Below are 22,357 nucleotides of genomic sequence, written 5' to 3'. Positions count from 1 at the left end.
CGCATGCGCACGCTGATCAAGGGCGGCACCGTGCTGTCCACCACCGGGGCGAGCCGCGCGGACGTGCTCGTCGAGGGCGAGACGATCGCCGCGGTCGCCGCGCCCGGGCTGTTCGACACCGCCGACGAGGTGATCGACGCGACCGGGAAGTACGTGCTGCCCGGCGGGATCGACGCCCACACCCACATGGAAATGCCGTTCGGCGGCACGTTCTCGCACGACACGTTCGAGACCGGCACCACCGCGGCGGCTTGGGGCGGCACCACCACGATCATCGACTTCGCGGTGCAGCCCAAGGGTTCCACGCTGCAGCCGACGCTGGACAAGTGGCACGAGAAGGCCGACGGAAACTGCGCCGTCGACTACGGGTTCCACATGATCCTGTCCGACGTCAACGACACCACTCTCAAGGAGATGCAGGCCTGCATCGACGCCGGGGTGTCCAGCTTCAAGATGTTCATGGCCTACCCGGGCGTGTTCTACTCCACCGACGGCGAGATCCTGCGCGCGATGCAGCAGGCGACCGAAACCGGCGCCACGATCATGATGCACGCGGAGAACGGCATCGCGATCGACCAGCTGGTCGCGCAGGCGCTCGCCGACGGCAAGGGCGATCCGGTGCAGCACGGGCTGACCCGGCCGCCGGAGCTGGAGGGCGAGGCGACGTCGCGGGCGATCCGGCTCGCGCAGGTGACCGGTGCGCCGCTCTACATCGTGCACCTGTCGGCGTCGCAAGCGCTTGCGGCTGTCGCGGAAGCGCGGAACACCGGGCAGAACGTGTTCGCCGAAACCTGCCCGCAGTACCTGTACCTGTCCATCGAGGACCTGGCCAAGCCGGACTTCGAGGGCGCGAAGTACGTCGCTTCCCCTCCGTTGCGGGAGAAGTGGCACCAGGGCGACCTGTGGCGCGGGCTGCGCACGAACGACCTGAGCGTGGTGTCGACCGACCACTGCCCGTTCTGCTTCAAGGACCAGAAGGAGCTCGGCCGCGGGGACTTCTCGAAGATCCCGAACGGCATGCCGGGTGTCGAGCACCGGATGGACCTGCTGCACCAGGGCGTGGTGGCCGGCGAGATCTCGCTGGGCCGCTGGGTCGAGGCGTGCTCGACCACCCCCGCGCGCATGTTCGGCCTGTACCCGCGCAAGGGCGTGATCGCGCCCGGGTCGGACGCCGACATCGTGGTCTACGACCCGGCGGCGAAGCAGACGTTGTCCGCCGAGACGCACCACATGAACGTGGACTACTCGGCGTACGAGGGCTTCGAGATCACCGGGAAGGTCGAGACCGTGCTCTCGCGTGGCCGGGTGATCGTGTCGCCGTCCGGGTTCTCCGGCAGCGCCGGGCACGGGAAGTTCCTGTCCCGGGACCTGTGCCAGTACCTGGACTAGGGAGCCGTCATGGACTTCGGTGTGGTGCTGCAGACGGATCCGCCCGCGCGTGAGGTGATCCGGCTGATGAAGGCGGCGGAGGACTGCGGGTTCGGCTATGGCTGGACGTTCGACTCCGTGGTGCTGTGGCAGGAGCCGTTCGTCATCTACTCGCAGATCCTGGCCGCCACGTCGGCGATGACGGTCGGGCCGATGGTCACCAGCCCGGGCACGCGGGACTGGTCGGTGCTCGCGTCGTTGTTCGCCACGCTCAACGACATGTTCGGCAACCGCACGGTGTGCGGGATCGGCCGCGGCGACTCGGCGCACCGGGTGATCGGCAAGCGACCGTCCACATTGGCCACGGTCCGGGACGCGATGCACGCGATCAAGGAGCTGGCCGAGGGCAGGGAGGTGGTGCTCGGCGACACCCCGGTGCGGATCCCGTGGGTGCGCGGCGGGCGGCTGGAGATGTGGATGGCCGGTTACGGGCCGAAGGCGCTGCAGCTGGCCGGTGAGCACGCGGACGGGTTCATCCTGCAGTGCGCCGACCCGGCGATCGCGGAGTGGACCATCGGCTCGGTCCGCGAGGCGGCCAGGGCGGCGGGGCGGGACCCGGCAGGCATCACGATCTGCGTCGCGGCGCCCGCGTACGTCGGGGACGACCTGCCGCACCAGCGCGACCAGCTGCGGTGGTTCGGCGGGATGGTCGGCAACCACGTCGCCGACCTGGTCGCCCGCTACGGCGAGTCCGGCCCGGTGCCGCACGAGCTGACCGACTACATCCGCGAGCGGCAGGACTACGACTACGCCCACCACGGCAAGGCGGGCAACCCGTCGACCGACTTCGTCCCGGACGAGATCGTCGACCGGTTCTGCCTGACCGGCCCCGCGGGGGCGCACGTGGCGCGGCTGCAGGAACTGGCCGCCCTGGGGGTCGACCAGTTCGCCGTGTACCTGATGCACGACCAGCGCGAACAGACGCTGCACGCCTACGGCGAGCAGATCATCGGCAAGCTGGGCTAGGCACCCGCCGGGTGGCGGGCAACACCCGCCACCCGGCGCGTGCCGGCCGGGTCAGGATGGTGTTCCCCACCGTCGTGACCAGGAGGCCCGATGACCACCAGCGCCCCGTACGGCCCGCCACCGGCGTTCGACCCCGAAGCCGCGGCCATGCTCGACGTCATCGCCGAGCAGGTCCCGCCCGCGATCCTGCCGGACATGATCCCCGCGATGCGCGAGGGCATGGGCGCACGCCTGCTCTCCGACGACGAGCTGAGCCAGGACGGCCGCATCGAGCTGGTGGACCGTCGGGTGTCGGACGAGGTGTCCGTGGTCGTCGGCCGACCCACCGGGCTGCACACACCCGCGCCCGCGATCTACTGGATCCACGGTGGCGGCATGGTCGTGGGCACCAACCGCGTCGGGCTCGACGAGCCGCTGGCCTGGGCGCTGGAGCTCGGGCTGGTCGTGGTGTCGGTGGAGTACCGGCTGGCGCCCGAGCACCCGCACCCGGTGCCGGTCGAGGACTGCTACGCCGGGCTGCTGTGGACCCGCGAGCACGCCGCCGAGCTGGGCATCGACCCGTCCCGGCTGGTCGTGGCCGGGGGCAGCGCGGGCGGTGGGCTGAGCGCGGCCGTCGCCCTGATGGCCCGGGACCGGGGCGGTCCGCGGCTGAAGGGGCAGCTGCTGGTCGCGCCCATGCTGGACGACCGCAACGAGACCCCGTCGACGCACCAGATGAAGGGGCTCGGCGTGTGGGACCGCACGTCGAACGACACCGGCTGGACGGCGCTGCTCGGCTCCGCGCGCGGCGGCCCGGACGTCTCCCCCTACGCCGCCCCGGCGCGGGCCACCGACCTGTCCGGGCTGCCGCCGGCGTTCATCGACGTCGGCTCGGCGGAGTCCTTCCGCGACGAGGACGTCGACTACGCGCGGCGGATCTGGCTCGCGGGCGGGTCGGCCGAGCTGCACGTGTGGCCGGGCGGCTACCACGGGTTCGACTCGTTTGCGCCGCAGGCGGAGATCTCCCGTGCCGCGAAGGCCGCGCGGGTGCGGTGGCTGCGCCGGATCCTCGCCGAGTGACACCATGGACCGGTGAGAGAGCTGGCAGGGCGGCTGGCCGCGCTCGACCCGGAGGCGGGCGCCGCGGTCAAGGTGATCGCCTACTTCGACCGCCTCGTCGACGGGCACGCCGGGCTGGAAGCGCTGGTCCGCGGGGCGGCCACCCTCGCCGGCTGCGCCGCCCGGCTGGAGGTGCCCGGCAAGCGGGTCCGGGTCTCGGCCGACGGGCGGCGCTCGGACCTGGACACCCCGGTCGATCCGGCTTGGCCCGGTGTGGACGGGCTGTGGCTGGAGCGGCCGGGCCCGCCCTCGGCGGTGGACGCGATGGTCCTCGAACGCGCTGCCGCCGCGATCCGGCTCGTGCTGGAGCGGGACCGGGTGCCGGAGCCCGTCGAGGTCGTGCTGGACGGCACCGCGTCCCCGCAGGCCAGGGAGAAGGCGGCGCGGCGGCTGGGGTTGGGGGCGACCGCACGAGCCATCGCCTACGCGGACGGCACGGCCGGGGTGATGATCACTCCGCCTGCCGGGGCGCGCGCGGGCATCGGTCCCCTGGTGCCCGTGCTCGACCTGCCGTCGTCACTGGCCGCGGCCAGGACGGCGGTGCGGTTCACCGCCGAGGGCACCACCGAGGACCCGGGGCCGCGGGTGGTCCGCGCGGACGAACTGGGCGGGCTGGCGGTGCTCGCCGAGGCGGTCGGGCCAGGTAGCGAACCGGTGCCGGACGTGCGGTCCCTGGAGCGTGCGGCCGCCTCGGCGCCGTGGATGCTCGCCACGCTCGACGCCGTGGCCACCAGCGCCAGCCTGCGCGCGGCGGCCGCCGCACTCACCGTGCACCACTCGACGTTGCAGGACCGGCTGGCCCACGCGGAAACCCTGCTGGGCTGGTCGGTGCACGATCCGTCCGGTCGCCTGCGCCTGCAGCTCGCGCTGGCGCTGCGGCGGCTGCACCGTCAGTCGACGACCGCCTGATACACCAGCTGCCGCAGGTGCTGCCGGATCGGGTGGGTGCTGGACGGCAGCAGCTGCGTGAAGAACAACGCGGTGATCTCCGCGGCCGGATCGACCCAGAACGCGGTGCTCGCCGCGCCGCCCCAGGCGAACTCGCCCTCGCTGGACAGGGTTTTCGCCTTCACCCGGTCGGTCAGGACGGAGAACCCGAGCCCGAACCCGAAGCCGTGGAACGGCATTTCGGCGAACAGCGGCCTGCCGTAGGCCTCCAGGTCCACACCGCCGGGCAGGTGGTTGCTCGTCATCAGGTCGACGGTGCGCGGGCCGAGCAGCCGGACGCCGTCGAGTTCACCGCGGTTCAGCAGGAACTGGGTGAACCGGTGGTAGTCGGCGGCCGTGGACACGAGCCCGCCACCGCCCGACAGACAGGCGGCCTTCTCCAGCCCGGACCGCCCGAACGAGTCGTTGCGGACAGCCTTGCCGGTACCGGGATCCGGCACGTACAGCGCGGCGAACTTGTCCGTGGAATCGGTGGCGAAACCGGTGTTGCCCATGCCGAGGGGCTCGAAGACGCGCTGTGCGAAGAACTCGTCGAGCGGCTGCCCGGACACCACCTCGACGAGCCGGCCGAGGACGTCGGTGGCGACCGAGTAGTTCCACTCCGCACCGGGCTGGAAGACCAGCGGCAGCTCAGCCCACCGCCGCGTGCACTCGGCCAGGTCGGCGCCGGGCGGGGTCCCCCACTCGAAGCCGTTGGCGCGGTAGATCGCGTCGACCGGGTGCGCGTGGTGGAAGCCGTAGGTGAGCCCGGCGGTGTGGGTGAGCAGGTGCCACACGCGGATCGGCTCGGTGGCCGGTTCGGTGAAAGGTTTGAGCGCGGAGCCCTTGACGTACACCCGCGGCTCGGCGAACTCGGGCAGCCAGCGGGCGATCGGATCGGTGAGTTCGAAGGCGCCCTCCTCGTAGAGCACCATCGCGGCGACGGACGTGACCGGCTTGGTCATCGAGAAGATGCGCCAGCGGGTGTCCACTTCGACCGGAAGGCCCGCTTCGACGTCCCGGTGCCCGCGCCGGGCGACGTAGGCGATCTTGCCCCGCCGCGCGACCACGGCCAGGTACCCGGGGAGCAACCCGTCGTCGACGTACCTGGCGAAGTGCCCGTCGATCCGGTCCAGCCGCCGCGCGTCGAACCCCACCTCGGCGGGGTCGGTGTCCACCTTCAGCTCCGTCGCCATGATCTCGTTCTACTCCAGCCGGGCTTGACAGACCAGATCTGCGGCTGACATCGTTTAGTTATGCGCATAACTGGCCAAGGCAGGCCACGCCGTGTCTCACAGGCGGACATCGCGCGCCGCGCCGGGGTCACCCAGGCGGCGGTGTCGCTGATCCTGCGCGACAAGGCGACGACGATCCCGGAGGAGACCCGGCAGCGGGTGCTCGCCATCGCCAGGGAGATGGGCTACCGCGCCGATCCGCTCGCGCGGCGCCTGGCCAAGGGGCGCAGCCAGCTGCTCGGGATCTTCACCTACGAGCGCGTGTTCGGCACCGCGCAGCGCAGCCTCTACCACCCGTTCCTGCTGGGCATCGAGGAAGCCGCCGAGGAGTCCGGGAACGACCTGCTGCTGTTCACCAGCGCCGCGATGTCCGGGCCGGTGCGCAGCATCTACGCCGGCGGCGAGAACAAGCTCCGCCTGGTGGACGGCGCCGTGCTGCTCGGGCGGGACGAGATCCCCGCCGACCTGGAGCAGCTGGTCGCCGAGGAGTACCCGTTCGTGTTCATCGGGCGGCGGTTCCTCGACGACGGGCGCGAGGTGCCCAACGTGTCGCCGGACTACCGGGGCGCGGGGCGGGTGCTGGCCGGCCGGATCGCCGCGCTCGGGCACCGGGAAATCCGTTACGTGGGCGCGAATTTCGGTCTGCCCGCCACCGCCGACCGGCTCGCCGGACTGCGCGACGGCGACCTCACGGTGTCGGAGTCCTTCCCGAAGCTCGACGAGATCTCCCCCGCCTTCGTGCGGGAACTGCGCGAAAGCGGGGTCACCGTCGTGGTCGCGGAGAACGTCGGCTACGCCGAGGCGGTGCGCGCGGTGGCCGCGGACCTGCCGATCGCGGTCGCCGGGATCTCCGAGGAGAGCGAAGACGACTTCTGGTCCGGCTACGGCATCCCCGGCCGGCTGGTCGGCCGCCGCGCGCTCGAACAACTGCTCGCCGCGCTGGACGGTGGCGGCACTGCGATCAGCACCGTCGACTGCCCGCAGCGCGAGGGGACCACGCTCACCCGCGCCTGACACTGCCGACCCCAACGGAGAGGTTGCATGAGAAAGCGATGGGGGCGCCTGTTCGCCGTGTCCGCGGTCGCGTTGACCGCGGCCTGCGGGATCGGCGACCGAGCCGGCGCCGACACCGTCACCATGACGGTCTGGACGTCCAACCAGGAGCAGCTCGGCCTGCTCAACCGGCTCGCCGGGGAGTTCTCGGCCCAGCACGGCGGTACGCCGGTGCGGATCCAGACGGTGCCGCAGGCCGACTACACGACGAAGGTGTCCGTCCGGCTGGCCGGTGGCGACCCGCCGGACCTGGGCTGGCTCGGCGCGCCGGACGCGGTCGGCATGGCCGCCACCGAGGTGCTCGCCGACGTCGGGCCCGCCCTGCGCGCCGACCCCGCCTACCGGCTGGGCGACTTCGTGCCGAGCGCGTTCACGAACTGGCGGAACGGCGACGCGGTGTACGGGGTGCCGTTCTCCACCAGCCCGTTCTTCGTGGTCTACAACCGGGACTTCTTCGCCCGCGCAGGTCTGCCCGAACCCGCCGAGCTGGCCGCGCGTGGCGAGTGGACGTGGGACCGGCTGGCCGCCCTCGCGCGCGAGCTGCAGCCGACGTTGCCGGGCGGCAGCTATGTGTTCCAGAGCAACGAAGGCAGCTTGTACGGGCCGCTGCCGGTGTCGTGGCCGACGCTGGACCCGCTGCTACGGGCTTACGGCGCGCGCTTCTCTTCGGGCGATCAGTGCACAATGGACTCGCCGGAAGCCGTGCGGGCCATCGACACCCTGCACCGCATGGCGTTCACCGACAGCACTGCGGTGCCGCCCGGCGCGCAGGCGGACTTCTACGCCGGGAACGCGGCACTGACGATCACCCAGCTCTCCCGGCTGTCCCAGCTGAAGGGCGCGAAGTTCCAGTACGGCTTCGCCCCGCTCCCCGCCGGCCCCGGTGGTCAGCCACAGGTGACCGGGCAGGCCGGGCTGGTGGTGTTCCAGCAGGCGCCGCACCGGGACCTGGCGATCGAGTTCCTCAAGTTCCTCACCAGCGAACGCTCGATGCGTGAGCTCGCCCGGTTCTTCCCGCCGCCGCGCCAGTCCGTGCTCGCCGACGCCACGCAGGTCTACGCCGGGAGCGCACTGCCGCCGGACGCGATCACGAGCATCCTCGTGCCCGGCATCACCGAGGGGCAGGCGTTCCAGTACCCGCCGACGTGGCCGGAGATCAAGACCGCGGCGCAGCCGGTGTTCGACGAGCTGTGGTCACCAGGCGCGAACGTGCCTCAGGCGCTGTCCGAGCTGTGCGGCGAGGTCGGCCCGCTGCTGCGCGAGAAGAGTTAGGGAGGGATCGTGGTCGCACGGCGACGCGTCCGCGAGACGCTGACCGGTTACCTGCTCATCACCCCGCAGATGATCGGGTTCACGCTGTTCGTGCTGGTCCCGCTGGTGTCCGTCGTGGTCCTGTCGTTCACCCACACGGACCTGCGTTCGGGCGTGTCGAAACCAGCAGGCTGGGAGAACTACCGGGAACTGCTCACCGGGGACGCCACGTTCTGGCACTCGCTGGCGGTCACCGGGGTGTTCGCGCTCGGGCTCGTGGTGATCAACGTGGGGTTGTCGCTCGGCCTCGCGCTCGTGCTCCACCGGCGCCCGCCGGGAGCCGAGGTGTTCCTCACGCTCGCCTTCCTGTCCGTCATCACCTCGCAGGCGGCGTGGGCGCTGGTGTGGCGGTTCCTGTTGCAGGGCAAGGGCGGCGGGGTCAACGAGTTCCTCTCGGTCTTCGGCATCACCGGCCCGAACTGGCTGTTCGAGGCCCAGCCGTCGCTGGTGGCGGTGACCGTGGTGGCGGCGCTGAAGACGGTCGGGCTGAAGGCCGTGATCTTCCTCGCCGCCCTGCGCAACATGCCGTCGGAGACCTTGGAGGCGGCACGGCTGGACGGCGCGAGCGAGTGGCGGGTGACCAGGCACATCGTGCTGCCGCTGATCGCGCCCACCACGCTGGTGGTCGTGCTGATCACGTTCATCGGGTCGTTCCAGGTGTTCGACTACATCCAGCTGATGACGCACGGCGGGCCGGCGCACGCGACGTCGGTGCTCGCCTACTACCTGTACGAGCAGGCGTTCCAGCTGTTCCGGACCGGTTACGCGAGCGCGATCGCCGTCGTCCTCTTCGGACTGACGCTGCTCCTGGTGGCGGCGCAGTGGTGGGCGCGCAGGAAGTGGGTGCACAGTGAGTAGCCGGGTACTGCGGTACGCCTTCCTCGTGGTGCTGTGCGTGCCGCTGGTGTTCCCGTTCCTGTGGATGATCACCAGCGCGCTGAAGCCGCCCGGGGACGTGCTCGCGTCGCCGCCGCAGCTCATCCCTCGCGACATCACGCTGGACAACATCCGGGACGTCTTCGCGTTCCAGCCGTTCGCCCGGCAGATCTACAACAGCCTGTACATCGCCGTGCTGGTCGCGTTGTTCACGTGCGCGCTGTCGCTGCTGTCCGGCTACGCCTTCGCGCGGCTGCGCTTCCCCGGCCGCAACGTGATCTTCTTCCTGTTCCTGAGCGCGCTGATGCTGCCGGTCGAGGTCACGCTGATCCCGAACTTCACCCTGATGAAGGACCTCGGGCTGGCCGACACGCACGTGCCGCTGCTGGCGCTGCCGGTGTTCGGCGCGACCGGGGTGACCGGGATCTTCCTGATGCGCCAGTTCATCCAGTCGGTCCCGGTCGAGCTGGAGGAGGCGGCGATGATCGACGGGATGGGCCGGGCGCGGATCCTCTGGCACCTGATCCTGCCGCTGACCCGCCCGATGCTCGGCACGATCGGCATCATCGCGTTCCTGTACAGCTGGAACTCGTTCCTGGAACCACTGGTGTTCGTCAACCGCAGCGAGCTGTACACGGTGCCGCTCGCGCTGACCGCGCTCACCGACACCAGCGGAAACCCGTTGTGGGGGCCGCAGATGGCGGCGACGGCGATCTCGACCGTGCCGCTGGTGATCGCCTACCTGGTGGCGCGGCGGCAGATCACCGAAAGCCTCGCCCAGACGGGCGTGAAGTGAGAGGGAGGGCAATGCGTTCCGACTGCGAGGTGCTGGTCGTCGGTGGCGGTTGCGGCGGGGTGGCCGCGGCCCTGGCGGCGGCGATGCTCGGCAGGCGGGTGGTGCTGACCGAGGCGACCGGGCGGCTCGGCGGCCAGCTGACCACGCAGGCGGTGCCGCCTGACGAGAACGCGTGGGTGGAGACGTTCGGGGCCACCCAGTCGTACCGGCTGATGCGGTCCCGGGTGCGGGACCGGTACCGGGCGGACCCCCGGCTGGGCGCCGAGGCGCGCGCGGTGCGGGAGCTGAACCCGGGCGAGGGCTGGGTGAGCGCGCTGTGCGCGGAGCCGGTGGTCGTGGGCGAGGTGCTGGACGAGCTGCTCGCGCCGCTGGTGCGCGCGGGGAACCTGGAGATCCGGTGCCACCACACGCCGGTCGGCGCGGTGACGACGGGCGACCGGGTGGACGCGGTGGAGTTCGCGTCGCCGGAGGGTGTGGTGTCGCTGAGCGCGTCGTACGTGATCGACGCGACCGAAGAGGGCGATGTCCTGCCGCTGGCGGGGTGTGAGCACGTGCTCGGGTCGGAGAGCGCGGACGAGACGGGCGAGCCGCACGCGCTGGACGGGCCGGCCGATCCGTTCGACCAGCAGGCGCTCACCTGGTGCGCCGCGCTGGAGTGGGACCCGGACGGCTCGCACGTCGTGCCGCGCCCCGACGACTACGACTTCTGGCGCGGTTACCGGGCGCCGTTCTGGCCCGGCCCGCAGCTGGGGTGGGCAACGCAGGAGCCGGAGACGGGCGAGCCGTTGAGCCGCCCGTTGTTCGGCGAGGGACAGGACCTGTGGCGGTTCCGGCGGATCCGGAGTGGACGGTTGTGGGACCCGCCGCGGCCGGACGTGACGCTGGTGAACTGGCCGCAGATCGACTACTGGCTGGCGCCGGTGACCGGGGTGGCGCCGGAGGAGCGGGCGGCGCGGCTGGCGCAGGCGCGGTCGCTGACGTTGTCGTTCGTGCACTGGCTGCAGACCGAGGCGGGGTATCCCGGGCTGCGCCTGGCCGGGGAGCCGCTGGGCACCGCGGATGGGTTGGCGCTCGCCCCGTACGTCCGGGAGAGCCGCCGCATCCGGGCCGAGTTCACGGTGCTGGAGCAGCACGTCGGCGTGGAGGCGCGTGCCGGGATCGGGCAGGCCGAGCAGTTCGCCGACAGCGTGGGGATCGGTTGCTACCGGATCGACCTGCACCCGAGCACCGGGGGCCGCGGGTACCTCGACATCGCCTGCCACCCGTTCCAGATCCCGCTCGGCGCGCTGCTGCCGGTGCGGGTGGAAAACCTCCTGGCGGGTGGAAAGTGCCTCGGGGTGACGCACGTGACGAACGGGTGCTACCGGCTGCACCCGGTGGAGTGGAACACCGGCGAGGCGGCCGGGGCGCTGGCGGCGTTCGCGCTGGAGAACGGAGTGCCTCCGCGGGCGGTGCGCGCGCAGCCCGGTCTGCTGGCGGACTTCCAGGCCCGCCTGGCGAAGCTCGGAGTGCCGCTGGAGTGGCCGGAAGGGGTGCGCGGCGTGGTGCGGTAAGAGCCGCAAAGATCTGTCTTTCGGTAGATGTGCGACGGTTTGCGCCCTCCTAAACTGATCAGCGGAACCGAAGCCACAAAGGACAGAAGGAAGACCATGGCCTCGCAGCAGTCCACGATCATTCCGTGCCGCACCGGCGATCTTGGCAACGGCGTGCGACCTGCGCCGCTCAACGCACCGGCGCCACCGCGAAGAACCCATCCAGCACGACATCCACCACCCGCCGCACGGCGCCGTCCCCGTGCACAGCGGCCGATCCCGCCGCGACCGCCGCTTCCACCATTTCGAACACCAGCAACAGGTCCGTCGGCTGCACGTCCGCGCGCAGCTGCCCATCGGCTTGCGCGCGCCGGAAAGCCGGGGTCAGGATCGTGATCAACGCGTCCGCCTTCTGCTGCTGGTAGCGCACCGGCAGCTCCCGGAACAGGCGGACCAGCGGACGCCGGGACACCTGCATGGCCAGCACCATCGCCAGCAGTTCGCGGAACGGACGGGGCGCGGCCTCCTGCTGCTTCACCATCCGGCGCAGCGCCCGCAGTTGCTGCGCCGCGACCGCCAAGCCGAGCGCGCGGCGGTCGGGGAAGTGCCGGTAGACCGTCGCGCGGCCCAGGCGCGCCCGGCGGGCGATCTCCGCGAGCGGGACGACGTCCACGCCCTCCGCGAACGCCTCGTCGGCCACGCGCAGGATCGTCTCGCGGTTGCGCAGGGCGTCGCTGCGGTGCGGGCTCAACTCCGGCGACCTCGCATCAGCCGGATGCTACTGGCGAGTAGTGAGATCCGCAAATCGTTCCATGTCTCGGTTCACCTCCCTAAAGTCCCGCCCGTCACCGAACCCGCACCGACCGCAACGGAGGACCCATGCCCGCTCTGAGCCGCCGCACCGTGATCAAGGGGGCGGCCGCCGCCACGGGCCTGACCCTCCTGCCGAGCGCCGCGTCCGCGAGCCGCGTGCCGGTCACCCGCGAGGAGCACCGGGTGGTGGTCATCGGCTCCGGCTTCGGCGGCGGCGTGACCGCCCTGCGGCTGGCGCAGGCCGGGGTGCCCGTGCACGTCCTCGAACGCGGCATCCGCTGGCCAACCGGACCGAACGCCGAGACCTTCCCCCACCCGACCGCGCCGGACAAGCGGATCTTCTGGCTCGGCTCCGAGCCCAACCTGTTCGGGCTCGTGTCGTTCCCGTTCGAGCGCTACACCGGACTGCTGGAACGCGTGCCGGGCAACGGCATGGACATCATGTGCGCGGCCGGCGTCGGCGGTGGATCACTGGTCTACCAGGGCATGACGCTCCAGCCGACGGAGGAGGTGTTCAACGCCAACTTCCCCGAGCAGCTCGACTACGCGCGCATGGCCCAGGTGTACTACCCGCGGGTGGCGAGCATGCTGCGCATCGCCACCGCACCGGACGAGCTGATCGCCAGCCCGACCTACGCGGCGGCGCGGATCTTCGCCCGCAACGCCCGGGTGGCGGGCCACTCGGTCGAGAAGATCCCGATGCCGATCGACTGGAGCTACGCCCTCCGCGAGCTGAAGGGCGAGATGAAACCGTCCTACACCAACGGCGACTGCGCGTTCGGCGTCAACAATGGCGGCAAGCACTCGGTCGACGTCACCTACCTCGCGGCGGCCGAGGCCACCGGCCGCTGCACCGTCGCGACCCTGCACAACGTCACAGATGTGGCGATGGCTCCCGACGGGCGCTGGCTGATCCACGTCGACCGGATCAACACGGGCGGCGTGGTGCTCGAGAAGAAGGTCCTCACCGCGAACGCGCTCGTGATGGCGGCCGGCACGGCGAACACCACCAAGCTGCTGATGCGCGCGGGGGCCACCGGCGGGATCCCGGACCTGCCGGACGGCCTCGGCACCAACTGGGGCTCCAACGGCGACCAGATCTACACGTGGACCAGCCTCGCCGACGACTTCGGCTCCCCGCAGGGCGGTCCGGTCATCTACGGCAGCAAGGAGTGGGACGACCCGGCACTGGCCAACACGGTCATCCAGGCGTCCATCCCGCCGCTGCCGAACCTGCGCACCACGATGCTCGTCGGTTATGGCGTGAGCGCGGGGCGCGGCCACTTCGTCTACGACCCGGCCAAGGACGACGCGGTGCTGCAGTGGCCGGGCCACGCGGACGCCAAGGTGGCGCAGCGCATCCACGAGCGGATCACCGACATCGGCGGAGCCACCGCGGTCAAGCTCAACACCACGACGCTCGTGCCGAGCACGTGGCACCCCCTCGGTGGCGCGTCGATGGGCACGGTCTGCGACCTCGCCGGCCGCGTGATGGGCCACCGCGGACTCTACGTGCTCGACGGCGCCCTGATGCCGGGCAACACCGCGGCGTGCAACCCGTCCATGACCATCGCCGCCGTCGCCGAACGAGCCCTGGACGAGATCGTCGCCCAGGACGCGGGCACTGTCTTCTGAGGAGGCCGATGAAACACCCCGCCCGCCCGCGACGATGCTCGCCAGCGCCGTGCCCATGGAAACGCCACCCTCGAGCTCAACACCACCACGCTCGCGCTGAATACCTGGCGCCCACTCGGCTACGCATCCGTCACTGTGCCACTGATCAATCCCAGCTGACCGGCAGCCGGTGCACGCCGTAGATGTTCATGTCGTGCCGCAGCGGCACCTCGTCGGCCGGGACGGCCAGGCGCAGCGTCGGGAAGCGGGCGAAGAGCGCGGGGATGGCGACGCGCATTTCGACGCGGGCCAGCTGCTGTCCCAGGCACTGGTGGATGCCGTGGCCGAAAGCCAAGTGCCCGGCGGCATGCCGGCGCAGGTCGAGCGTGTCCGGCTCCGGGAACCGCTCCGGGTCGCGGTTGGCGGCGTTCGCGGCGATGGTCACCGTCTCGCCGGCCCGGATCACCTGGCCGTCCAGCTCGACGTCCTCCAGCGCGGCGCGGACACCGGTGTGGGCGATGGTCAGGTAACGGAGCAGCTCTTCGACCGCGCTGTCCGCCAGGGCCGGGTCGTCGCGGAGCACGGCGAGCTGGTCCGGGTGGCGCAGCAGCGCGAAGGCGCCCAGCGCGATCATGTTGGCAGTGGTGTCCAGGCCGGCGCCCAGCAGGAACGTGCCGATGCCGGACAGTTCCTCGTCGCTCAGGTCAGTCGTGGTGAGGTCGCCGAGCACGTCGTCGGTGGGCTCGGTGCGCTTGTCCCGCACCAGGTCACGCAGGTAGTCCTGCAGCGCGCCGTACGCGGCGAACTGCTCCTCCGGCGTGCTCTTCGGGGCCATCAGCGCCGTCACCTGGGTGTGGAAGAACTCGCGGTCGGCGTAGGGCACGCCGAGCAGCTCGCAGATCATCACTGCGGGCACTGGGCGCGCGTAGGCCTGGACCAGGTCCACTGAGGGCCCGTGCTGTGCCATGGCATCCAGGTGCTCGGCGGTGACTTCTTCGACCCGGTCGGTGAGCTGACGCATCCGGCGGACGGTGAACTTCCCGGCGAGCAGCTTGCGGTAGCGGGTGTGCTCGGGCGCGTCGATGCCGGTGAGATCGCCGACCGGTGCCGGCGGGATGTCGCCGTCCAGGCCGGGCAGCGGGTAGTGCATGAGCTCGTACCGCGAGGTGAACCGCGAGTCGCCGAGCACGGCGCGGGCCTGGGCGTGGCCGGTGACCAGCCAGCCGCGGTGCCCGTCGGGGTATGACATGCGCACGAGGGGCCGCCGCGCCCGGATCTCGCCCAGTTCGGCGGGCGGATCGAAGGGGCAGCCGGTGGCACGGGCGGTGGGCAGCGAGGTGAGTTCGTCCTGTTCCATGACCGCAGCGTGCGGGCGGCCGGTTTCACCGCGGCTTCAGGACGGTTTCGGCGCCGAAGTGACGCGGCCCGGCAGCGCCTGGCACCGGCGAGGCCGTGGGCCTGCAGTGACCGGGCCGCACACGCTTCCGGCCCGCCGGACCGGACAGATGATCGAATCGCGGTGGGCACGGCTCTGTGCCGGCTGCACAGGGTGCACCTGGCGATCGCGCCGGAGGACTGAAAACAGAAACGGCTGCCGCGCTCAAGCGTGGCAGCCGTTTCCGGAAAGACCGATGTCCACAAGGGACTGTGGTGCGCGATACTGGGATTGAACCAGTGACCTCTACCGTGTCAAGGTAGCGCTCTCCCGCTGAGCTAATCGCGCGTGGAGCGGACGACGGGATTCGAACCCGCGACCCTCACCTTGGCAAGGTGATGCGCTACCAGCTGCGCTACGTCCGCGTGTGGCGCCGGGCTCCGGCACCGGGAAAGAGAATAGCCGACGGGCCCGCCAGCCTCGCAACCACCCGGCGTAACCGGCCCGCGCAGCCCGTCACGAGCGGCCGCCGCAACCCCGCCACTAGCGGCAGGCGCAGCCCGCCATGAACGGCAGGCACAGCCATCACGAACGGCAAGCGCAGCCCGCCACAAGCAGCCGCCGCAACCCATCACAAGGGGCCAGCACAGCCGCCGCAAGCGGCTGCCGCAACCCCGCCACAAGCGGCCGGCGCTACCCGCCACGAACGGCAGGCGCAGCCATCGCGAACGGTCGGCACAGTCCGCCACAAGCGCCGGGCGCCGCCCCTCATGAACGGCCCGCGCGACCTGCCACGAACGGCAGGCACAGTCCGTTACGAACGGTCGGCGCAGCCCATCACGAGCAGCCATCACAGCCCGCCGCGAACGGCCGCCGCAACCCGCCACCAGCGCCCGCCGCAACCCGCCACCAGCGCCCGCAGCAACCCGCCACCAGCGGCCGCCGCAACCCGCCACCAGCGGCCGCCGCAACCCGCCACGAATGGCCGGTGCAACCCGCCACCAGCGCCCGCCGCTGACCGTCACGAACGGCCGGCGGCCTCCTCGGCGGCGCGCTCCGCGGCCTTCTCCGCCCGCCACTCCTCGTCCGTCTTGCCCCGGCGCCAGTAGCCCGAGATCGACAGCAGGTCCTTGCGCATCCCGCGCTCGCCGAGCAGGTACCGGCGCAGCTCCCGGACGAAACCGGCCTCGCCGTGGACGAAGGCCTGCACCGTGCCCGGCAGGAACTCCAGCGCGCGCACGGCGGCCACCAGGTCGTCCCCGGCGGAACGGTGCAGCCACTGGATCTGCGCGTCCCCCTTGGTGGCGAGTGGCTGTTCCTCCGCCGGGTCCGCCACCTCGACGAACACCCGCACCGGCACGCCGGCCGGCATCATCTCCAGCGCCACCGCGATCGCGGGCAGGGCGCTCTCGTCGCCGACCAGCAGGTGCCAGTCGGCCTCCTCGCCGGGGGCGTAGGCGCCACCGGGGCCGGCCAGCAGCAGCTCGTCCCCCGGCTGGGCGGCCACCGCCCACGGGCCGCCGAGCCCCTGGTCGCCGTGGTGCACGAAGTCCAGCGCCAGCTCGCCGGCGCGCGGGTCGTAGTAGCGCACGGTGTAGGTCCGCATCACCGGCCACTGCTCGCGCGGCATCTCGGCGCGGATGACGCCCATGTCGAACGGCGTCGGGTACTCCACACCCTCCTGCGGGAACAGCATCTTCACATACGCGTCGGCGAACTCGTTCGGCTGGAAATCGGCCAGCCCTGGCCCACCGGCGACGATGCGGATCATGTGCGGTGTCAGCCGCTGGGTGCGCAGCACCCGCAGCCGGACCGCCGGCCGGGACTTGCCTGCCATACGCCGCTCCTCACTCCCGTTCAGCGTCTGCGGTTAGGCTACCCTAATCCCGCCCGGAGTAACCGGCGATGGCGGTCAGCAGATCTTCGATCGCATCCAGCCGGTGGGCGCTGACGACGGCGTCGCAGTACGGCCACGCCGCCGCCATCCCGCCGGTCGACGGCCGGAACCGCGGGCTGGCCGTGCGCGGGTTGGCCCACACGATGCGGTACGCGAGCCGCGACAACCGGGCCATTTCGCAGCCCAGCCGCTCGGGGCTGCCGGTCTCCCACCCGTCGGACAGGACGACCACCACCGCTCCGCGCGCCATCCCCCGCGCGCCATGGGTATCCAGGAACTCGCCGAGTGAATCACCGATCTTCGTGCCGCCCGACCAGTCCGGCGCCACCTGCCCGGCGTCGGCCAGCGCCGCCGACGGCGTCCGCTGCAGCACCCGGGTCAGCCGCGTGAGACGGGTCGCGAACGTGAACACCTCGGCCCGCGCGCCACCCGCGGCGCACACCCCGAGATGTCGCACAGCACGACCAGCTTCCGCGGCTTCTCGCGCGACACCCAGCGCCGCAACCGGACCGGCTCGCCCCCGGTGCGGCGCGCCACGCGCAACGTCTCCCGCAGGTCAGCGCGCCGCCCGCCGGGCGAAACCCGCTTCCGCCGCGACCGCCGCAGCGGGGTCGCCAGCCGGAACTCGCTCATCGCGGCCCGAAGCTGCGCCAGCTCCGCGGGTTCGAGCGTGCCGAAGTCGCGGGTCGCCAGCCGGTCCACCGCGCTGCCCGCGGTGGGCGCCCGCACCTCCCGCGACGGCCCCGTCGATTCCCCGCCGCTGAAGGCCCCGCCGGCGCCGATCTCGGGCATGTCGAAGACGGTGGCGAACACCCGGGCCAGGACCTGCTCGTCGGCCGGGGACGAGGTGAGGGTTGCCAGCGCGCACAGGTACAGCTCGCGCGTGCGCTGCGGCGACACAAGCATCACCGCCCGGGCGAAGCGGGCGGCCCGATCCGCGCCGACCGCAAGGCCGGCCGACCGCAGCCGCTCGCACAGCCGCGCCGCCAGCTCCGCCAGGTCACTCACGCGGCACCACCGGCGGGCTCACTCACTGACCACCTCCACGAGACGCGCCACCGCGGAGCCGGCGGGCTCACTCCCTGACCACCTCCACCGGCCGCTCCACCACCGCGCCCGCTGGATGTGGCCGCCGCACCGGCACCGAGGAGAACGCCCCACGCGGGCCAGACCGCCAGGCTGACTCACCAACCACCTCCACCAGCCGATCCACCACCGCACCCGCTGGAAATGGCCGCCGCACCGGCACCGAGAACGCCCCCGCAGTCCTCCTCGCACCTCAACACCACGCCGAACCTCCGCACCACCGCGGCCCAGCCCGGCAGCCTCACTCACCAACCACCTCCGCCAGCCGCTCCACTGCCACCGCGCGGTCCTCTTCGTACTTGAGCACCGCGCTCAGCGTCCGCTCCACCGCCGGGCCGTCGACCACCGGCACACCGAGCACCTGCAGCGCCGAGGCCCACGAGATCGCCTCCGCGACCCCCGGCGGCTTGTACAGCCCGAACCCGCGCATCCCCCCCACCGCCCGCGCCACACGCGAGGCGAGCCAGTCCGCCACGCCCGGCACCCGCAACCGGATGATGGCCGCCACCTGCGCCACCTCCGGGTGCGCGATCCAGTGGTACAGGCACCGCCGCTTGAGGGCGTCGTGCAGTTCGCGGGTCCGGTTGGAGGTCAGCACGACCACCGGCGGCACCACCGCACGCCGGGTCCCCAGCTCCGGGATCGTCACCGCCGACTCGGCCAGCAGTTCGAGCAGGAACGCCTCGAACTCGTCGTCGGCGCGGTCGACCTCGTCGATCAGCAGCACCGCCGGGCGCGGGCCGGGGTGCGTGATCGCCGCCAGCAACGGCCGCGCCAGCAGGTAGTCGTCGGCGAAGAGGTCGGCCTCCGCCAGCGACTCGCCCCGTGACTCGGCCAGCCGGATCCCGAGCAGCTGGCGCGGGTAGTTCCACTCGTACAGCGCGTCCGAAGAGGACAGTCCCTCGTAGCACTGCAACCGGATCAGCGGCGTGTCCATGGCGACCGCCAGCGACTTGACCGCCTGCGTCTTGCCCACACCGGGCTCGCCCTCCAGCAGGATCGGCTGCCGCATCCGGACCGCGAGGAACAGGGCGGTGGCCAGCGCGTCGTCGGTGAGGTACCCGGCGGCGCCGAGGCGCTCGGCGAGATCGCCGACCGTCTCAGGCGTCACCGGTGTACCTGCCCGGCTCGTCGGCGAACGCGTGACGGCACCCGGCCCCGCAGAAGTAGTACCGCCGCCCGCCGTAGGGCAGCTGCACCGCCTCCGGCGTGATCGCGACGCTCATGCCGCACACCGGGTCGACCGCCTCGGCGGCCACCTCGACGTCCTCGGCCGGGCGCCGCGGCGGGCGCGGGCGGGTCGCGATCAGCTCCGCGTACACCGACACCGCGACCTCGGCCGGCGTCCGCGCCCCGATCGGCAGGCCGGCCGGGGTGTGGATGCGGCCGGATTCGGGCAGCCCCAGCCGCTCCAGCACCGCGGCACCGCGCTTCTCGCTGGCGATCAGGCCGATGTAGGCCACGTCCGCGCGCACCGCCGCCTCCAGCACGCGTTCCTCGTCCCGGCCGTGCGACGCCACGATCACCGCGAACGTGTCGTCGGACAGCTCGGCGCCCACCCGCGTCTCGTAGCCGAGCACGCGGCCGACCGACGCCAGCGCCCGCGCGATCGGCCCGTCACCGTGGATCGCCACCAGCGGCGGCGGCATCTGCGCGTCGAGGAAGATCTCCAGCTCGCCGCCGGACAGGCACGGGTTCCCGACCGTCACCACCCCCTCCTCGACCTGCTCGCCCGCGCCCGGCTGGATCCGCAGCAGCGCCGACTCGCCGGTCAGCAGCAGCCGGATCCCCTGCTGTCGCACGGTCGACTCCGCGCAGGACCCGCCGACGAAACCCTCGATGGTCCCGTCGGCGAGCACCAGCGCGCAGTCGCCGGGTTTCGCGCTCGTGGGGCGTTGCGCCCGCACCACCGTCGCCAGCACGAACGGCGTCCGGCCCGCCCGCAGGGACTCCGCGTGCGCCCGCAACTCCTGTCCGTTCATCACGTGATCGCCAAATCTGTCCGGAGTGGACGATTTTGCGACGCGCGCCACACGGCCGCCGGGGTGAGCGGCATGTCCGCGTGCCGCACCCCGTACGGCTTGAGCGCGTCGAGCACCGCGTTGACCACGGCCGCGGGCGAGCCGACGGTCGCGGACTCGCCGATGCCCTTGGCCCCGATGGGGTGGTGCGGCGACGGGGTCACCGTCTCGCCCAGCTCCCACGACGGGCACTCCACGGCCGTGGGGATCAGGTAGTCCATGAACGACCCGCCGAGGTGGTTGCCGTCCTCGTCGAACGTCCATCACCTGCATCAGCGCCATGCCGATGCCCTCGGCCAGCCCGCCGTGCACCTGGCCCTCGACGATCGTCGGGTTGATCCGCACGCCGCAGTCGTCGACCGCGACGAACCGGCGCACCTTCACCTGCCCGGTCTCGGGATCGACGTCGACGACGCAGATGTAGGCGCCGAACGGGTAGGTCAGGTTCGGCGGGTTGTAGACGCACGTCGCGTCCAGGTGCCCCTCGACGCCGTCGGGCAGTTCCAGGTCGGAGTGCGCGGCCAGCGCGATCTCCTGGATGGTCTTGCCGGAGTCCGGGTCGCCCTGGACGAACCACCGGCCCTTCTCCCACTCCAGGTCGTCCGGGCTCACCTCCAGCATCGCCGAGGCGACGATCTTGGCCCGCTCGCGGACCCGCCGCGCCACCACCGCCGTCGCCCCGCCGGACACCGGCGTCGACCGGGACCCGTAGGTGCCGAGGCCGAACGGCGTCTGGTCGGTGTCGCCGTGCACGACCTCGATGTCGTCCGGCGAGATGCCCAGCTCCTCGGCGACGATCTGCGCGAACGTCGTTTCGTGGCCCTGCCCCTGGCTCTGGCAGGACAGCCGCAGCACGGCCTTGCCGGTCGGGTGCACGCGCAGCTCGGCGCCGTCGGCCATGCCCAGCCCGAGGATGTCCATGTGCTTGCGCGGCCCGGCGCCGACGGCCTCGGTGAAGAAGCTGATGCCGATGCCCATCAGCGGCCCATCACCGGTCGCCGCGCGCCGCTTCTGCTCCTCCCGCAGTTCCGCGTAGCCGGCGATGTCCATCGCCTGGCTCAGCGCGCGCGGGTAGTCGCCGGAGTCGTACTCCCAGCCGGTCTTGCTGACGTACGGGAACTGCTCCGGCCTGAGCAGGTTGCGCATCCGCAGCTCCGCCGGGTCCATCCCGAGGTCGTAGGCCAGCACGTCGACCAGCCGCTCGACCAGGTAGACCGCTTCGGTGATGCGGAACGAGCACGCGTAGGCGACGCCGCCGGGCGCCTTGTTGGTGTAGACGCCGGTGACCGCGCAGTGCGCCGCCTCGATGTCGTAGGAACCGGTGAAGACGCTGAAGAACCCGGCGGGGAACTTCGTCGGCTGCGCGGTGCCGTTGAACGCGCCGTGGTCTGCGAGCACCTTGACGCGCACCCCGAGGATCTTCCCGTCGCCGGTGGCCGCGATCTCGCCGTGCATGTGGTAGTCGCGGGCGAAGGACGTGCTCATCAGGTTCTCCGAGCGGTCCTCCACCCACTTCACCGGTTTGCCGGTGACGATGGAGCCGACCACCGCGCACACGTAACCCGGGTAGATGCCGACCTTGTTGCCGAACCCGCCGCCGATGTCCGGCGAGATGACCCGGATCTTGTGCTCGGGCAGCCCGGCCACCAGCGCGTACAGCGTGCGGTGCGCGTGCGGCGCCTGCGTGGTCGTCCACACGGTGAGCTTCCCGGTGATCGGGTCCAGGTGCGCCACCGCGCCGCAGGTCTCCATCGGCGCCGGGTGCACCCGCGGGTACAGCATGTCCTGCGCGGACACCACGTCGGCGCGGGCGAACACCTCGTCGGTGCGCGCGGCGTCGCCTGCTTCCCAGTCGAAGATGTGGTTGTCCCGCTTGCCGTCGATGTCGGTGCGGATCACCGGCGCGTCCGGCGCCAGCGCGCGGCGGGCGTCGACGACGGGCGGCAGCGGCTCGTACTCGACGTCGATCAGCTCCAGCGCGTCGCGGGCGGCGTAGTGGTCGTCGGCGACGACGAAGGCGACCTCCTGGCCCTGGAACCGGACCTTGTCGGTGGCCAGCACGGCCTGCACGTCGTGCGAGAGCGTCGGCATCCAGGCGAGGTTCAGCCCCTCCAGCGTCTGGCCGGTGATGACGGCCTTCACCTTCGGGTGCGCCTCGGCCGCGCTCGTGTCGACGGACACGATGCGCGCGTGGGCGTGCGGGCTGCGCAGCACGGCGCCGTGCAGCATCCCGGGCAGGTTCACGTCGTCGACGTACTGCCCGTGCCCGCGGATGAACCGGGCGTCCTCCTTGCGGTGCATGCGCCCGAACCCCATCGGGGTGTGGTTC

18 protein-coding genes, 2 tRNA genes and 1 pseudogene are annotated in these 22,357 nt (G+C 71.8%); 10 read left to right on the top strand and 11 right to left on the bottom strand.

The genetic code is table 11. The annotated features are described in order from the left end of the window. Positions 1-3 precede the first annotated feature (3 nt). The 4 genes from hydA (at position 4) to AMY39116_RS0304965 (ending at position 4,401) form a co-directional block, all read left to right on the top strand. Positions 4-1,389, top strand: coding sequence for a dihydropyrimidinase (gene hydA / locus AMY39116_RS0304980; protein ID WP_020416597.1), 1,386 nt, complete (start codon positions 4-6; stop codon positions 1,387-1,389). Positions 1,390-1,398: 9 nt separating this feature from the next. After that, a complete protein-coding gene (locus AMY39116_RS0304975) occupies positions 1,399-2,394 on the top strand; it encodes a TIGR03842 family LLM class F420-dependent oxidoreductase (protein ID WP_020416596.1) in 996 nt (331 codons plus the stop codon). Positions 2,395-2,484: 90 nt separating this feature from the next. Further along, entirely contained in the window at positions 2,485-3,453 is a 969-nt protein-coding gene (locus AMY39116_RS0304970) for an alpha/beta hydrolase (protein ID WP_020416595.1), read from the top strand. A gap of 12 nt (positions 3,454-3,465) precedes the next feature. Continuing rightward, entirely contained in the window at positions 3,466-4,401 is a 936-nt protein-coding gene (locus AMY39116_RS0304965; RefSeq protein ID WP_020416594.1) for a helix-turn-helix domain-containing protein, read from the top strand. On the opposite strand, the gene AMY39116_RS0304960 is transcribed toward AMY39116_RS0304965, so the two are convergent. After that, positions 4,383-5,615, bottom strand: a complete 1,233-nt coding sequence (locus AMY39116_RS0304960) for a serine hydrolase (protein ID WP_020416593.1) — start codon at positions 5,613-5,615, stop codon at positions 4,383-4,385. The genes AMY39116_RS0304965 and AMY39116_RS0304960 overlap by 19 nt on opposite strands. Before the next feature lie 60 nt (positions 5,616-5,675). Between AMY39116_RS0304960 and AMY39116_RS0304955 the strand changes: the two genes are divergently transcribed. Genes AMY39116_RS0304955 through AMY39116_RS0304935 form a run of 5 tightly spaced genes read left to right on the top strand, consistent with a single transcriptional unit; the run spans position 5,676 to position 11,243 of the window. After that, entirely contained in the window at positions 5,676-6,668 is a 993-nt protein-coding gene (locus AMY39116_RS0304955; protein WP_027935650.1) for a LacI family DNA-binding transcriptional regulator, read from the top strand. 27 nt (positions 6,669-6,695) lie between these two features. Beyond that, complete coding sequence (locus AMY39116_RS0304950; RefSeq protein ID WP_063710134.1) at positions 6,696-7,979, top strand: ABC transporter substrate-binding protein; 1,284 nt, start codon at positions 6,696-6,698, stop codon at positions 7,977-7,979. A gap of 9 nt (positions 7,980-7,988) precedes the next feature. Beyond that, on the top strand, positions 7,989-8,876 hold the full coding sequence (locus AMY39116_RS42235; protein WP_020416590.1) for a carbohydrate ABC transporter permease: 888 nt from the start codon (positions 7,989-7,991) through the stop codon (positions 8,874-8,876). Continuing rightward, positions 8,869-9,690, top strand: coding sequence for a carbohydrate ABC transporter permease (locus AMY39116_RS0304940; RefSeq protein ID WP_020416589.1), 822 nt, complete (start codon positions 8,869-8,871; stop codon positions 9,688-9,690). The genes AMY39116_RS42235 and AMY39116_RS0304940 overlap by 8 nt, the downstream gene beginning before the upstream one ends. A gap of 11 nt (positions 9,691-9,701) precedes the next feature. After that, the gene (locus AMY39116_RS0304935; protein ID WP_020416588.1) at positions 9,702-11,243 is read left to right on the top strand and encodes an FAD-dependent oxidoreductase; all 1,542 of its coding nucleotides are present in this window, start codon (positions 9,702-9,704) and stop codon (positions 11,241-11,243) included. A 169-nt stretch (positions 11,244-11,412) separates the two neighbouring features. On the opposite strand, the gene AMY39116_RS0304930 is transcribed toward AMY39116_RS0304935, so the two are convergent. Then, the gene (locus AMY39116_RS0304930) at positions 11,413-11,973 is read right to left on the bottom strand and encodes a TetR/AcrR family transcriptional regulator (protein WP_020416587.1); all 561 of its coding nucleotides are present in this window, start codon (positions 11,971-11,973) and stop codon (positions 11,413-11,415) included. Positions 11,974-12,101: 128 nt separating this feature from the next. On the opposite strand from AMY39116_RS0304930, the gene AMY39116_RS0304925 reads away from it, so the two are divergent. Next, the gene (locus AMY39116_RS0304925; protein WP_020416586.1) at positions 12,102-13,670 is read left to right on the top strand and encodes a GMC oxidoreductase; all 1,569 of its coding nucleotides are present in this window, start codon (positions 12,102-12,104) and stop codon (positions 13,668-13,670) included. Positions 13,671-13,815: 145 nt separating this feature from the next. Here AMY39116_RS0304925 and AMY39116_RS0304920 read toward each other — a convergent pair whose 3' ends face one another. The 9 genes and pseudogenes from AMY39116_RS0304920 to AMY39116_RS42225 all read right to left on the bottom strand — a co-directional run bounded on the left by AMY39116_RS0304920 (position 13,816) and on the right by AMY39116_RS42225 (position 22,344). Continuing rightward, positions 13,816-15,006 carry a cytochrome P450 gene (locus tag AMY39116_RS0304920; RefSeq protein WP_020416585.1) on the bottom strand — a complete coding sequence of 397 codons (1,191 nt, stop codon included), beginning with the start codon at positions 15,004-15,006 and terminating at the stop codon, positions 13,816-13,818. 291 nt (positions 15,007-15,297) lie between these two features. Continuing rightward, positions 15,298-15,372, bottom strand: a tRNA-Val gene (locus tag AMY39116_RS0304915). A gap of 1 nt (position 15,373) precedes the next feature. Next, a tRNA-Gly gene (locus AMY39116_RS0304910) sits at positions 15,374-15,449 on the bottom strand. A gap of 596 nt (positions 15,450-16,045) precedes the next feature. Next, a complete protein-coding gene (locus AMY39116_RS0304905) occupies positions 16,046-16,861 on the bottom strand; it encodes a siderophore-interacting protein (protein ID WP_020416584.1) in 816 nt (271 codons plus the stop codon). Between the two features lie 43 nt (positions 16,862-16,904). Continuing rightward, positions 16,905-17,333, bottom strand: coding sequence for a VWA domain-containing protein (locus AMY39116_RS47340; RefSeq protein WP_255346833.1), 429 nt, complete (start codon positions 17,331-17,333; stop codon positions 16,905-16,907). Continuing rightward, positions 17,300-17,929 carry a VWA domain-containing protein gene (locus AMY39116_RS47785; protein ID WP_255346832.1) on the bottom strand — a complete coding sequence of 210 codons (630 nt, stop codon included), beginning with the start codon at positions 17,927-17,929 and terminating at the stop codon, positions 17,300-17,302. The genes AMY39116_RS47340 and AMY39116_RS47785 overlap by 34 nt, the downstream gene beginning before the upstream one ends. Before the next feature lie 319 nt (positions 17,930-18,248). Next, entirely contained in the window at positions 18,249-19,118 is an 870-nt protein-coding gene (locus AMY39116_RS0304895; RefSeq protein WP_020416582.1) for a MoxR family ATPase, read from the bottom strand. Beyond that, complete coding sequence (locus AMY39116_RS0304890; RefSeq protein ID WP_027935648.1) at positions 19,108-19,989, bottom strand: XdhC family protein; 882 nt, start codon at positions 19,987-19,989, stop codon at positions 19,108-19,110. Before AMY39116_RS0304890 ends, AMY39116_RS0304895 begins: the two co-directional genes overlap by 11 nt. Further along, positions 19,989-22,344 (bottom strand): annotated as a pseudogene (locus tag AMY39116_RS42225) (aerobic carbon-monoxide dehydrogenase large subunit). The gene AMY39116_RS0304890 and the pseudogene AMY39116_RS42225 overlap by 1 nt, the downstream one beginning before the upstream one ends. Positions 22,345-22,357: the final 13 nt, after the last annotated feature.

Source organism: Amycolatopsis sp. ATCC 39116 (genome assembly GCF_000231075.2).
GTDB lineage: Bacteria > Actinomycetota > Actinomycetes > Mycobacteriales > Pseudonocardiaceae > Amycolatopsis_E > Amycolatopsis_E tucumanensis.
The sequence above is the reverse complement of the archived record's forward strand: the minus strand, read 5'-3'. Positions and strand labels throughout refer to the sequence as shown.